The organism is Paenibacillus sp. SAFN-117 (assembly GCF_051966115.1).
GTDB classification, from domain to species: Bacteria; Bacillota; Bacilli; order Paenibacillales; family NBRC-103111; genus Paenibacillus_L; species Paenibacillus_L residui.
The window spans coordinates 1-13,403 of the sequence record NZ_JBQCLK010000044.1 but is presented as its reverse complement, the minus strand read 5'-3'; the positions used below and the strand labels follow the sequence as shown (position 1 = coordinate 13,403).

The window sequence follows — 13,403 nt, the reverse complement described above, 5'->3', positions numbered from 1 at the left end:
TCTTCCTCAATTCGACAATAATAATGTCGCCGCAATCCCCCATGAAACAAAAAAACTCTGCAGCGCCAAGGCTGCAGAGGCGTAAGATCACGCGGTTCCACTCTGCTTGGGCCCATTGACGCCGGCCATCGTACGGCTTCCGGCTTAGGACCCATCTTTCCGGTTTGGTATCGGGCACCACCCGGCACCATCTACCCTGCGCCAAAGGCAGCTCAATGGTGCTGTTCACAGGCGCATTTCCATAGGGAAGGGATGGACATCTTACAGCCGGCCCTCTACGGGCACCGGATGTCCTCTCTGGCAATCCCATTCCAAATGTACTCTCCTGATCAACACATTCACTCATATAAACTATAGTTCAGTATATCAAAAGGTTCCGAATTACGACAATAGCTTCTGCAATCGGTCCAAGACCTTATCCCGTCCAATTAAGTAGATGGTTTGATTCAGATCCGGCCCGTGCATCTGTCCGGTCAGGGCGACACGAATCGACATAAATAGCTGTTTCCCTTTGTAGCCTGTCTCCTTCTGCACCTGTTTCAGCATGGCTTTAACGGAATCCGGAGAGAATTCCTCGGCATTTCTTACCTGTTCAGCGAAGCCGGCCAAAACGACAGGCACATGCTCCTCCGCAAGCAATTCTTTAGCCTCGCCCTCATATTCCAGATGCTCCCGGAAGAACAGATCGGACAGTTCTACAATCTCTGCAGCATATCTCATCTGCTCCTGATACAGGCCGATGAGCTGAGAGGCCCACTCCTTTTCCGAATCGTTCAACGTCTCGGGCAGCTTGCCGGCTTTCTGAAGGTGCGGCAGCGTCAGTTCGACAATCCGCTCTTTGTCGGCTTTTTTGAAATAATGATTGTTCATCCAGTTTAATTTATCCATATCGAAGACGGCCGGACTCTTGGAGATTCGGTCCAGGCTGAACTGTTCAATCAACTGCTCCATGGAGAAAATCTCCTCTTCGCCGCCTGGGGACCAGCCGAGCAGGGTGATGAAATTAACGACTGCCTCCGGCAAATAGCCCAAATCTCTATATTGCTCGATAAACTGAATGATCGATTCGTCGCGCTTGCTCATCTTCTTGCGGTCCTGATTCAGGATGAGCGCAAGATGGGCGAAGCTCGGCGGCTCCCATCCCAATGCTCTGTAGAGCATGATTTGGCGCGGTGTATTGGACAGATGCTCTTCGCCGCGAATGACATGAGTAATGTTCATTAAGTGATCATCAAGCACTACGGCAAAGTTATACATCGGAATTCCGTCAGGACGAACAATGATGAAGTCGCCGATCCCGTTGGTCTCGAATTCGACCGTTCCGCGCACTTCATCTTCGAAGCGGATGACTTCATTCTCCGGAACCCGGAAACGAAGGGTAGGCTTCCTGCCTTCCGCACGATATTTCTCGGCCTGTTCTTCGGTCAGATGGCGGCATTTGCCCGAGTATCGCGGCATCTCACCGCGGGCCTCCTGGGCAGCCCGCTCCTGCTCCAGCTCCTCCTCAGTGCAGTAACAGTGATAAATCTTCTTATCCGCCAGCAATTGGTCGATATAAGGACGATACAGCGGCAGACGCTCCATCTGCCGGTAAGGCCCGTAATCGCCCCCGAGATCGACGCTCTCATCCCAGTCCATACCAAGCCAGCGCAGACCATTCAACTGGTTCTCCACCCCGGACTCGATATGCCGGGTCTGGTCCGTATCCTCGAACCGGATAATGAACCGTCCTTGCTTGCTGCGGGCGTATAGATAATTGAATAAAGCGGTTCTGGCGCCGCCGATGTGCAGATGACCGGTCGGGCTAGGCGCATAGCGAACACGAACATTAGCAGACATTGAAGTTAACCCCTCTCATCGAATCAGAACATAAAATATTTATGAGCTATCATAGCATATCTTTAACCAGGCAAACAACAGATTGTGCAGCTATTCCTTCCCCTCTTCCGGTGAAGCCAAGCTGCTCGGTCGTAGTGGCTTTGACATTAACCTGTTCCTCATCCGCTTCCAGCGCCTCGGCAATAATCTTGACCATTTGCGGAATATAAGGTGCCATCTTGGGCTTCTGAGCGATCAATGTGGCGTCCACGTTGCCGAGTCTATAGCCTCTCTCCTTCACTAGTGCCCAGACATCCTTCAGCAGCTTCAAGCTGTCCGCATCCTTGTAGGCCTCATCCGTGTCCGGAAAGTGCCTGCCAATATCGCCTAACGCCAGTGCCCCGAGGACCGCGTCGGTAATGGCGTGAAGCAGCACATCCGCGTCTGAATGCCCCAGCAGCCCTTTCTCATATGGAATGTCTACTCCCCCAATAATGCATTTGCGTCCGGCGACCAGCTGATGAACGTCGAAGCCATGTCCAACCCGAATCATGATTGCATCTCCCCTCTTCCCGATTGTATGAACCATTCCGCCCACCCCATATCCTCGGGTGTCGTAATTTTAATATTGGTATAGCTGCCTTCCACTACATGTACGGAATACCCTGCCCGCTCCATTAACATGGCGTCGTCCGTGCCGACGAAACCGGCGGCGGCGGCCTGCTCATGAGCCTGAATCAGTGCAGACAGACGAAAAGCTTGCGGGGTCTGAATCGCCCACAAGCTTCGCCGATCCGGCGTCGATTCTATCGCTCCGTCCGCTCCGACCACTTTGATCGTATCCTTCACCGGAACAGCCAGAACAGCGGCTCCCGTCTCCCTGGCTTTGGCCAGGCATCGCAGGATATCCTGCCGGGACACGAATGGGCGGACCGCATCATGCACCAGCACCCACTCGACCGCCTCGGGCATTGCGCGGAGCCCCCGGAGGACCGAATGCTGCCGTTCAGTTCCCCCCGTGACGATCCGCTTGACCTTAGTCACCCCGTAATGGTCGACATAATCCCGACACCTTTCCAGGTCGGCTTGTCCAACAACAAGAACGATTGAATCAATCTCTTCTATTTGTTGAAAAGTCTGCAGCGTATGAACCAATACCGGTTTATCGCCCAGCTTCAAGTATTGCTTGCTCTCGGCGGTCCCCATTCGGGAACCCGTACCTGCCGCGACAATGATGACTCCTTGCTTGCCCATAGCTTCCCCCGCGCCCTGTTTTTCTCTCTATCATAACGCTTTATTGAGCTTTTTCCAACAATTTTGGCTTCGCAAAGATCATCCGCCCCGCAGAAGTCTGCAGAACGCTGGTCACCATCACTTCCATCGTCATTCCGATATATTCTCTGCCGCCTTCCACAACAATCATCGTTCCGTCATCCAGGTAAGCGACGCCTTGACCGAATTCCTTGCCATCCTTGATGATTTGGATCATAATTTCTTCTCCCGGCAGCACAACAGGCTTAACCGCATTAGCCAAATCGTTAATATTGAGGACAGATACACCCTGGAGCTCGCATACTTTGTTCAGATTGAAGTCATTTGTAATCACTTTCCCCCTCAGCAGCTTGGCCAGCCGGACCAGTTTGCTGTCGACCTCCGAAATATCCTCGAAGTCCCCCTCATAAATAAGCACTTTCACTTCCAGCTCTTTCTGAATCTTGTTCAAAATGTCCAATCCCCTGCGCCCGCGATTCCTCTTCAGCAGGTCGGAAGAATCGGCAATATGCTGCAGTTCCTCCAGCACGAATTCGGGAATGACAAGAATTCCTTCGATAAAGCCGGTTTTACAAATGTCCGCTATCCTTCCGTCAATAATGACACTGGTATCTAAAATTTTATGTTCTTCCATCACCTGTTCTTCCGCAGCGGGGCCTTGACTAGAACGTATCTTGGAAAATAGAGAGGCGAACTCTTCAGTCTGCGAACTCCCCCAACGAAACCCGCCGATTCCCAGCAACAATGTGACTGCGATCGGCAGAACGCTTCCTCCACCGGCGGTCATTCGATTCAGGGCAGGGAACAGCAGAACGGCAATGATCAACCCGACGATCATTCCGGCAATGCCGGTTAACAGCTCGGTAAGGGGCATTTGCTGAGATTCACCCTCTCGCTGAAGAAGCCTCCTTCCCCCCCATCTAAGCAGTACGGCCAAGATATAACCGGCCGCTGCCCCCAAGCCTACCAACCAATACACCTGACCTTTAAGCTGTGCTTGACCCGTCAGGGACTCCAACCATGGAAGCGAGCCTTCACCCAAGTACAGATTCCATTGGAATCCCATAATACCACCGATGATTGCCGCCACAATTCCTATCCATAATTTCATTACTGCTTCACCTCCGAATATAATGAATTCTCTTTCTAGTAGTAATTATGTTCCAATTCATTCCACCCTAAACCTTTGGTTTTCGAGTTCTCTCACCCTTATTCTCAAATTGAAAACCAATCCTCCAATAAGCTATAATGATTTCCAAACACTAAACTTGATTGAGGTGGATGGAATGAACTCGCTCGATTTGAAGCAGTTCCAGGAACAAGTCTCCGAATTGTTGCTCCGACACCGAAGTTTGCTTGATGTTTTATCTAAATGCCAGCAATCCAACGCCGCAGTGCACCGCTCCGTCGTGAAAGCCGTAACCGAATGCGGGTGCATTGAGGTCAATGCCAAGAAACAGCAATACTCGGCCGAGATGTCTCTGAAGGACGCCAGTCAAACTCTGGATACTCACATTGCAGGACAGCTATGCGAAAATTGTCTGGAGGTTATTAGCGCGGAACTGGGGAAGAATCTGTTTTACACGGCTTCCCTGTGCAATTTGCTTCAAATCGATTTGCAGGAAATCGTCTCAGACGAATCCAAGAAATGCTCGACTCTCGGTTTGTTTAATCTATCGTAATATTTCCACTTATCGATCGGAATTTTCGAAGAGAAATAAAAAAAGCATTTATTTCCTGAGTTTCAGAAAATAAATGCTTTTTATTTTCGATATTTACTTGTCGCCGCCAGCTAGCGTCTTTTCCTGAAGCTTTGAAGCGTCCCATATAAAGCGTACAGTACAAGCGGGACGAATATAAGCTTGGATAACGGTCCGGGATAAGCAAAGGCTATTGCCGTAGCGGCAATAACGATCAAGGGTGCTAACCAAATGATCGGCTTCGGAACATTCACTTTCTTAAAGCTGGGGTATTTGATATTGCTGACCATTAAATAGGACAGAAGTACCGTACAAGCTACCAAAATATAAGGGTGAATTTCCTGATGGAACAAAGCCAGTGTACACAGAATTCCTCCGGCCGCAGGAATCGGCAGGCCGATGAAGTACCCCGGAATTCCCTCCACCACATTGAATCGGGCCAGCCTCAATGCTCCGCAAATAGGGAACAGCGCTGTTGTGATCCAGGCGGTAGGTGGATTCAAGCCGGAGAAAGCAACCACATACATAATAAAAGCGGGAGCTACCCCGAATGAAATGACATCTGATAACGAATCTAGTTCTTTGCCGAATTCGCTCTGAGCATTTAATGCCCTGGCGACTCTGCCGTCCAAACCATCCATAAGCATAGCAATAATAACCATAACAGCCGCGAGGCTTGGCTTATCGGTATAAACTAGAATAATGGCGATAATTCCCAGGAAAAGGTTCAACACCGTAAAGACACTGGGAAGGGATTTTTTAATCATTCCTTGACCACCTTTAGAATAGTCACCTAATCTTAAACATTTTACGGGAATTAAATATGTCTGTCAACAAACAACTGGCCTTGAATTCGTTTCAGACCTTCCTTGATCGCCCGGGCTCTCACTTCTCCAATTCCGTCTACTTCATCTAATTGCTCCGTCGTCGCGGTCAAAATGTGGGAAAAACTTTCGAACTGTTCTACCAAATTGGTAATAATGGGGGAAGGAAGTCTAGGAATTTTATGAAGCACCCGGAACCCTCGGGGCTGCACCTGTTCTTCCAATGTCGTGTTAGTAATGCTGTAGCCGAGAATGCGGGCAAGATGCTGGTGATCGAGCAATTCTTCGCTGGTCAGCTTGCGCAGAGCCGTGCGGATGTCTCTTACCTTCTCTTCGCTCAAATCTTTGCAATAATCCCTGATCAGAAGCGTCGATTCCTGTTCGGTATAAGCTACCAGTTCCTCGAGCTGCATGCGAATCAGCCGCCCCTCCGTTCCCAGCTCGTTGATATATTTCTTGATTTCTTCTTTGACCTTGAGTACCATCCCCACTCTTTGAAATACGTTGGTCACGTCATAAAGTGTCACCATTTCCTCAAATTCGGATGCTCCCAAATTTATCATCGCCTGATCCAGCACCGCTTTGTACTTCTCCAGCGTTTGAATAGCCTGGTTGGCCTTCGTCAGGATCACGCCGATATCTTTAAGCGAATATCGCATATTTCCTTGGTAGAGTGTGATGACGCGCCTGCGCTGGGAGATGGAAACGACCAGTTTGCCGGTTTGCTTGGCTACCCTTTCGGCCGTCCGATGCCTGATCCCCGTCTCCGTCGATGGAATGGAGGAATCGGGAATCAACTGCGTGTTGGCATATAAAATTCTTTTTAAATCTTCACTGAGAATAATAGCCCCATCCATCTTGGCCAGTTCATAAAGAAAATTCGGGGAGAAATCGCAATTGATCGAAAAGCCTCCGTCTACAATTTCCATAACCTCGGGACTATATCCAACAACAATTAATGCTCCTGTATTGGCACGCAGCACATTCTCCAATCCATCGCGAAAAGAGGTGCCGGGCGCCACCAATTGCAGAAGCTGATTCATCACATCCCGGTTTGTATCATCCTTACCCATGTTAGCCCCCCTAGTCACTATTGATCCTTCTACCGCATAGCCGCTGCCAAAGCTTCCGAGACGGTCGTTACTCCAACGATATCCATTTGACTTGGAGGTGTCCAGCCCTTCAGACTTTTTTCCGGCATGATGACTCTCTTAAATCCAAGCTTCTGAGCTTCCTTCACCCGTTGATCGATGCGTGAAACCCCTCTGACCTCTCCGGTCAGGCCGATCTCCCCGAACACGACTACGTCAGGTTCCACGGGATAATCGCGGAAGCTCGAGGCAATGCTGACGGCCGCCGCCAGATCGACAGCCGGCTCATCCAGCTTTACGCCTCCCGCTACATTCAAATAAACGTCCTGGCTCTGCAGAACCAGTCCTATTCTCTTCTCCAATACCGCAATAATGAGCGATAGCCGGTTATGGTCAAAGCCGGCCGACATTCTTCGAGGAGACGGAAAATTGGTAGAGGCAACGAGCGCCTGAAGCTCCACAAGCACGGGACGGGTCCCCTCCATGCTTGCCGCAACGGCAGAGCCGGAAGCCCCCACCGGCCGCTCGGACAGAAATAACTCTGATGGATTATTCACTTCCGTTAATCCGCCTTCAGACATCTCGAAGATGCCGATTTCGTTGGTCGAACCGAACCGGTTCTTCACTGCCCTGAGAAGTCTGTACGTATGATGGCGTTCCCCTTCAAAATACAACACACAATCGACCATATGTTCGAGAAGTCGCGGTCCGGCAATCGCTCCCTCTTTGGTCACATGGCCTACAAGAACAGTCGCTATTCCTTTGACCTTAGCTATACGCATAAAGTGCGCAGTGCATTCGCGTACCTGAGCGACACTGCCAGGCGCTGAGGAAATAGCCGGGTGATAAACCGTCTGAATGGAGTCCATGACTAGAAAATCAGGCTTAACCTCATCAATGGCGGCCTGAATATGTTCGAAGTTAGTTTCGCAGAGAACGTACAGATCGGGAGAAGCGGCTGCAAGCCGGTCCGCTCTTAGCTTGGTTTGGCGGGCCGACTCCTCTCCGGATATATATAGCACGCGAAGCTTGTTGGCGGTTAAGGCGAAGGAAGTCTGAAGCAGTAAGGTAGACTTTCCTATCCCCGGGTCTCCGCCTACCAAAATAAGAGATCCCGGAACAATCCCTCCTCCAAGCACGCGATTCAGTTCCCGGTTATTGGTGTCTATCCGCGGTTCCCTTGTACTTTCTATATCTATGATTGGAACGGGCTTTTCTTTCGTCTGGAGCAGAGAAGAACCGATTCCCTGTGTTTTAATAACCGTCTCTATCTCTTCCACCATGCTGTTCCAGGCTTGGCATCCGGGGCATTTGCCCAGCCATTTGGCCGATTCGTAACCGCATTCCTGACAGCAAAATTTCGTCTTTTGTTTAGCCATTGGAGCCTTCTCCTATCTTCAAAAAAACACACATTCTATCAAAGTTTACCATGTCCTGCAATGTCCTTCAACGGTGTTCCCCTGTCCGTTGCTTATTCCTTCTTTAAATCATCGAAAAAAAGCCTCACTAACGGCTCATAGGCCGATTAGTGAGGCGTTTGGGAAAATGCAAACTTGAGCATCGCGGGTAACTCATTAGCCTATGTCGAAAGCGTCCTTATTCCGATGCCACGCCTGCAGGCTTCGATCGGGTTACGATCAGTTCCCCGTCTTTTTCATCTATAGATACGGTATCTCCCTTGGAGATGTTGCCTTTCAGCAATTCCTCCGAGAGACGATCCTCAATATGCTTCTGGATGGCACGGCGCAACGGTCTTGCTCCATAAGCCGGATCGTAGCCTTCGTTAGCCAGGAATTCTTTCGCCCCATCGGTGAGAACGAAGTCGACTTCCTGCTCCTTCAGCCGCTTCCGCAGTTCATCCGACATCAGGGTAACAATTTGCGCAATGTGCTCCTTATCCAGAGAGTGGAATACAATAATTTCGTCGATCCGGTTGAGGAATTCCGGACGGAAGCTTTTCTTCAGCTCGGACATCACTTTGTCCTTCATATTATTGTAATCCTTGTCGTTGTCCCGGCTAACGGTAAATCCGAGGGAAGTGTTTTTCTTAATCATTTCCGCACCGACGTTCGAGGTCATAATGATCAAGGTATTGCGGAAATCGACTGTCCGTCCCTTGGAATCGGTCAACCGGCCGTCTTCCAGCACCTGCAGCAGAATGTTGAATACTTCTGGATGTGCCTTTTCAATCTCATCGAGCAGTACAACGGAGTAAGGCTTACGGCGTACTTTCTCGGTGAGCTGTCCGCCTTCATCATACCCGACATATCCCGGAGGAGCTCCGACCAGACGGGAGGTCGAGTGCTTCTCCATATACTCCGACATATCGATGCGTATGACGGCATTCTCATCGCCGAATAGAGATTCGGCAAGCGCCCTTGCCAGCTCTGTCTTTCCGACCCCGGTCGGTCCCAGGAAGATGAAGGAGCCCATCGGTCTCTTCGGGTCCTTCAGCCCTGCACGGGCTCTGCGAATGGCCCGGCTGACCGCCTTGACCGCTTCGGATTGGCCGATGACACGCGAATGAAGAATGTCTTCCATCCGGAGCAGACGCTCCGTCTCCTCTTCCTTCAGTTTGCTTACCGGAATCCCCGTCCAACTGGCTACAACCTGGGCGATATCCTCCGGAGTGACCTCGGAATCGGTTCTGCCCTGCTTCTCTTTCCAGTCGTTCTTGGTGATTTCCAGCTCTTCCCGCAGCTTCTGCTCGGTATCGCGCAGCGCAGCGGCTTTTTCGAACTCTTGGCTTTGAACTGCGGAGTCCTTCTCCTTGCGGATATTCTCCAGCTTGCTCTCCAGCTCCTTCAAATTCGGCGGTACCGTATAAGAGCGGAGCCTTACTTTAGAACCGGCTTCATCAATGAGATCGATCGCCTTATCCGGCAGGAAACGATCCGTGATGTACCGGTCGGACAATTTCACCGCGGCTTCAATGGATTCATTGGGGATCTTCACGCGATGATGCGCCTCGTACCGGTCTCTCAACCCGTGTAAAATTTGAATCGCTTCTTCAGGAGAAGGCTGATCCACCGTAATAGGTTGGAAACGTCTTTCCAATGCGGCGTCCTTCTCGATATATTTGCGATATTCATCTAGCGTCGTCGCCCCGATGCATTGCAATTCACCCCGGGCCAAAGACGGCTTTAGAATATTCGAAGCATCGATGGCTCCCTCGGCTCCTCCCGCACCAATTAAAGTGTGGAGCTCGTCAATAAACAGAATGATGTTGCCGGCTTGACGGATTTCGTCCATTATTTTCTTAAGACGATCCTCAAATTCTCCCCGGTATTTCGTCCCTGCCACGACCGATCCCATATCCAGGGTCATCACTCTTTTGTCACGCAGTGTCTCCGGAATTTCGTTGTTGATTATTTTCTGTGCCAGACCTTCGGCGATGGCGGTCTTACCAACCCCCGGTTCCCCGATCAGAACGGGATTGTTCTTGGTCCGGCGGCTCAGCACTTGGATGACGCGCTCAATTTCTTTATTCCGGCCGATAACAGGGTCCAGATTACCTTCTTTGGCAATAGCAGTCAGATCTCTGGCCAGACTATCCAACGTTGGCGTGTTGACATTTGCCGGAGTACCATGATTGGACGAAACCACCTCACTGCTCCCCAGAAGCTGCAGAACTTGCTGACGGGCTTTATTCAGAGAGATTCCCAGGTTATTAAGAACTCTGGCGGCAACCCCTTCTCCTTCGCGAATTAATCCAAGCAGAATATGCTCTGTGCCCACATAAGTATGTCCCAGCTTGCGAGCCTCGTCCATGGACAGCTCGATCACTTTCTTCGCCCGCGGTGTATAAGCGAAATTAGTAGGCTGCTCCTGCCCGCGTCCAATTAACGATTCCACCTCATCCTGAATTTTCTCCAGGCCAAGACCCAGGGCTACAAGGGCTTTGGCAGCTATGCCTTCCCCTTCACGAATAAGCCCCAACAGAATGTGCTCCGTGCCGATATTGTTGTGCCCCAGCCGGACGGCTTCTTCTTGCGCCAAGGCCAGAACCTTCTGTGCACGTTCCGTAAATCTGCCAAACATCATATCCTACACCTCCAGATAATTTCTAATGCTATTGAATAAACAGTTGAACATCACGCTTGGTTAAAACGCTCTCTGATCATTTGGGCTCTGCGGATATCCCTTTCCTCCGGCGAAAGCTTCTGTCCGGCATATTGCTGCAGAAATCCGGGTTGAGTCATGACCATCAGCTCGTTTAATACCCGGGCCGATAGTTGTTTAATGATCCCCAGATCAATGCCCAACCGGACATCGGACAAGCGTTGTGCAGCTTCTTTGGAATCCATGATGATGGCGTGGGACAAGATGCCATAGGAGCGGTTCACCCTGTCGCTTAAACGGTGTCTGGATTCCTCCATCAACCTTACTCTGGCAGCCCGCTCATGCTCGATAATCTGTCGAACCACACTGTACAAATTATCTATAATTTCCTCTTCGCTCTGTCCCAATGTTATTTGATTCGAGATTTGAAACAGATTTCCTGTTGCCTCGCTGCCTTCTCCATATAGCCCTCTTACAGCCAACCCTACCTGGGTAATCGCCGACAGAATGCGGTTGATCTGCTGAGTAAGGACGAGGGCAGGCAGATGAATCATGACGGACGCTCTGATCCCCGTTCCGACATTGGTAGGGCAGCTGGTTAAATATCCTCTCTTCTCATCATAGGCGTAATCCAGCTGGCTTTCGAAAATATCGTCCAATTGATTGGCCAGGTCCCAAGCCTCTTTAATCTGAAATCCGGAACAAAGAACCTGGATGCGCAGGTGATCCTCTTCGTTGACCATTATGCTGATCGACTCATTTTTACTCAGAATTACGGCACCGTTACGCGATTCATTCGCCAAACTCGGACTGATTAGATGCTTTTCGACCAGAACCCTCTTTTCCAAATCGTTCAGGTCAGCCAGATGCATCGTATCCAGTTCACTAATTTCGGTCAGCCCTTCATTGGACAGAACTGCCGCTATTTTCTCCATGACTTCTCTGGATTGTTGGTTGGTGGCCAGCATCGGAAAAGGAAACGAGCGCAAATTGCGGGCAATCCGGATACGGCTGCTAATCACGATATCGGAATCCGGTCCGTTGTCTTTCATCCATTCGCTTAAAGCTTCGCTTGTGTAACGCCCAGGCATGCGATTTCCTCCTCGTTTCTTAAAATTCAGCCATCCGTCTTTCCAAATCCCGAATTTTATCCCGGATTCTGGCCGCTTGCTCGAATTCTTCAAACTCAATCTTCTTGGACAGCTCCTGCTTCAAATTTTCAATTTCCCGCTTATACTTAATAATTCCTCCCGATCTTTTGGGGACTTTACCCACGTGCGAAGTGTTGCCATGCACTCTTTTGAACAAAGGATCGAGGCGTTCCGAAAAATACCGGTAGCAGGAACTGCAGCCAAATCTCCCGAGCTTGCTGAACTGGGAATAGGTTAACCCGCATTCCTCGCAGCGTATGGATTGCGGTTTATTGCCTAACGAGCTGTGGGAGGACGGATCGAAATCAAGCAGACCGGAAAGCAGGTTATGGATGGAAAAGCCGTTAGGTGTTCCGGGAATCATCTCCCCTTTTTCCCTGGCGCAGGCTTCACAAAGATGAAATTCTGTCTTTTCCGCATTAACAATTTTGGTAAAATGAAGTGTCGCCGGTCTTTTACCGCATTCTTGGCAATTCATAGCTCAACCCTCCTGTACGCTTCCCTGATTAAATGTATATGAGAAGCAAGTGAAGTATAGCGACTTATCTTTGCTTCGCAGCTCATGGACAGCCTAACGCATTATTTGCTTAACAAGGCTAACAGCATAGACCTCAATATTTTAGCCCGTATTTCATCCCTCAATGGCAGTTTAACCATTAATACATCTCGTGAAATGGCCGCTTTTATTAATTTGGCTTCCCTGCGGGAAATAAATCCCCCTTCTTCCAACTGGTAAACAAGACCTTCGGATGTGGTCTGGTCAATGGAATCAATAACGGTTCGCAAAATATGGTCCAAAACCGGGCCTTGCGTTCCTAACGGCACCTTCTGAATACGAATGTATCCCCCTCCGCCGCGTTTGCTCTGGACAATATATCCTTTCTCCAACGTAAATCGTGTACTGATTACATAATTAATTTGCGAAGGGACACAATCAAATCGTTCAGCGAGTTCGTTTCGCTGGATTTCAATGACGCCGTTCGGACTTTGCATCATGATTTGCTTTAAATACTGTTCGATGATTTCCGAGGCGTTGCGCATTGCTTCCATCCCTCACTTCTGACATAATAAGCATTCTTAAATATATTTTGTTAAGCTTCATACAGGTCAAACTGACTTTGACTATCTTTGACCTTAAACTTATTATAGCATGTTTTTATCATTTGCCAATAGTTTTTGTGCAAATCATTCAGTAGATGTTATTTATTTTTGGCTTGTGATGTTCGTTTTATTCAAAACTTTGGCAGTTTGAGCCAGTTTGTAGTGTCAATTCTTCGGTTAAGCGGCGGTGAAAAGCAAAATAAAAAAAGCCCTGCCGGCAATATACCCGCAAGGCTTGGTTCTTATAAAAAATTCCGCATACTCTCCTTCGGGAGAGACGACGTGGATTTTTAAACAAAAAAAATAACCGCTTGGCAACGTCCTTCCGCACCGGCTGAAAATGCTTCTCGAATCACTTCGAGGTCGGCATCGGAATTTACCGCT

General features: G+C 49.5%; 12 protein-coding genes. 1 reads left to right on the top strand and 11 read right to left on the bottom strand.

Going from position 1 to position 13,403, the window contains the following annotated elements; genetic code table 11:
- Positions 1-381: 381 nt before the first annotated feature.
- Genes gltX through ACTHRH_RS22890 form a run of 4 tightly spaced genes read right to left on the bottom strand, consistent with a single transcriptional unit; the run spans position 382 to position 4,201 of the window.
- Positions 382-1,839: a glutamate--tRNA ligase gene (gene gltX / locus ACTHRH_RS22905; protein ID WP_144936455.1), complete on the bottom strand. Its 1,458-nt coding sequence runs from the start codon at positions 1,837-1,839 to the stop codon at positions 382-384.
- A 49-nt stretch (positions 1,840-1,888) separates the two neighbouring features.
- A complete protein-coding gene (gene ispF / locus ACTHRH_RS22900) occupies positions 1,889-2,371 on the bottom strand; it encodes a 2-C-methyl-D-erythritol 2,4-cyclodiphosphate synthase (protein WP_144936452.1) in 483 nt (160 codons plus the stop codon).
- Positions 2,368-3,072 (bottom strand): 2-C-methyl-D-erythritol 4-phosphate cytidylyltransferase, encoded by a 705-nt coding sequence (ispD, locus tag ACTHRH_RS22895; protein ID WP_440417797.1) that lies wholly within the window; start codon positions 3,070-3,072, stop codon positions 2,368-2,370. The genes ispF and ispD overlap by 4 nt, the downstream gene beginning before the upstream one ends.
- Positions 3,073-3,112: 40 nt before the next feature.
- Positions 3,113-4,201 carry a PIN/TRAM domain-containing protein gene (locus tag ACTHRH_RS22890; protein WP_440417795.1) on the bottom strand — a complete coding sequence of 363 codons (1,089 nt, stop codon included), beginning with the start codon at positions 4,199-4,201 and terminating at the stop codon, positions 3,113-3,115.
- Between the two features lie 175 nt (positions 4,202-4,376).
- Here ACTHRH_RS22890 and ACTHRH_RS22885 point away from each other — a divergent pair, with 175 nt between their 5' ends.
- Complete coding sequence (locus tag ACTHRH_RS22885; protein ID WP_440417793.1) at positions 4,377-4,772, top strand: DUF1573 domain-containing protein; 396 nt, start codon at positions 4,377-4,379, stop codon at positions 4,770-4,772.
- A 110-nt stretch (positions 4,773-4,882) separates the two neighbouring features.
- Here ACTHRH_RS22885 and pssA read toward each other — a convergent pair whose 3' ends face one another.
- The 7 genes from pssA to ACTHRH_RS22850 all read right to left on the bottom strand — a co-directional run bounded on the left by pssA (position 4,883) and on the right by ACTHRH_RS22850 (position 12,959).
- The gene (gene pssA, locus ACTHRH_RS22880) at positions 4,883-5,557 is read right to left on the bottom strand and encodes a CDP-diacylglycerol--serine O-phosphatidyltransferase (protein ID WP_144936440.1); all 675 of its coding nucleotides are present in this window, start codon (positions 5,555-5,557) and stop codon (positions 4,883-4,885) included.
- A gap of 50 nt (positions 5,558-5,607) precedes the next feature.
- Positions 5,608-6,687, bottom strand: coding sequence for a DNA integrity scanning diadenylate cyclase DisA (gene disA / locus ACTHRH_RS22875; protein ID WP_150960537.1), 1,080 nt, complete (start codon positions 6,685-6,687; stop codon positions 5,608-5,610).
- Between the two features lie 29 nt (positions 6,688-6,716).
- Positions 6,717-8,084, bottom strand: a complete 1,368-nt coding sequence (gene radA / locus ACTHRH_RS22870; RefSeq protein ID WP_144936434.1) for a DNA repair protein RadA — start codon at positions 8,082-8,084, stop codon at positions 6,717-6,719.
- Positions 8,085-8,301: 217 nt separating this feature from the next.
- The gene (gene clpC, locus ACTHRH_RS22865; protein ID WP_144936432.1) at positions 8,302-10,749 is read right to left on the bottom strand and encodes an ATP-dependent protease ATP-binding subunit ClpC; all 2,448 of its coding nucleotides are present in this window, start codon (positions 10,747-10,749) and stop codon (positions 8,302-8,304) included.
- A gap of 50 nt (positions 10,750-10,799) precedes the next feature.
- The gene (locus ACTHRH_RS22860) at positions 10,800-11,858 is read right to left on the bottom strand and encodes a protein arginine kinase (RefSeq protein ID WP_379291820.1); all 1,059 of its coding nucleotides are present in this window, start codon (positions 11,856-11,858) and stop codon (positions 10,800-10,802) included.
- 19 nt (positions 11,859-11,877) lie between these two features.
- Positions 11,878-12,396 carry a hypothetical protein gene (locus ACTHRH_RS22855; RefSeq protein WP_144936426.1) on the bottom strand — a complete coding sequence of 173 codons (519 nt, stop codon included), beginning with the start codon at positions 12,394-12,396 and terminating at the stop codon, positions 11,878-11,880.
- A gap of 101 nt (positions 12,397-12,497) precedes the next feature.
- Positions 12,498-12,959 (bottom strand): CtsR family transcriptional regulator, encoded by a 462-nt coding sequence (locus tag ACTHRH_RS22850; RefSeq protein WP_379291818.1) that lies wholly within the window; start codon positions 12,957-12,959, stop codon positions 12,498-12,500.
- Positions 12,960-13,403 lie beyond the last annotated feature (444 nt).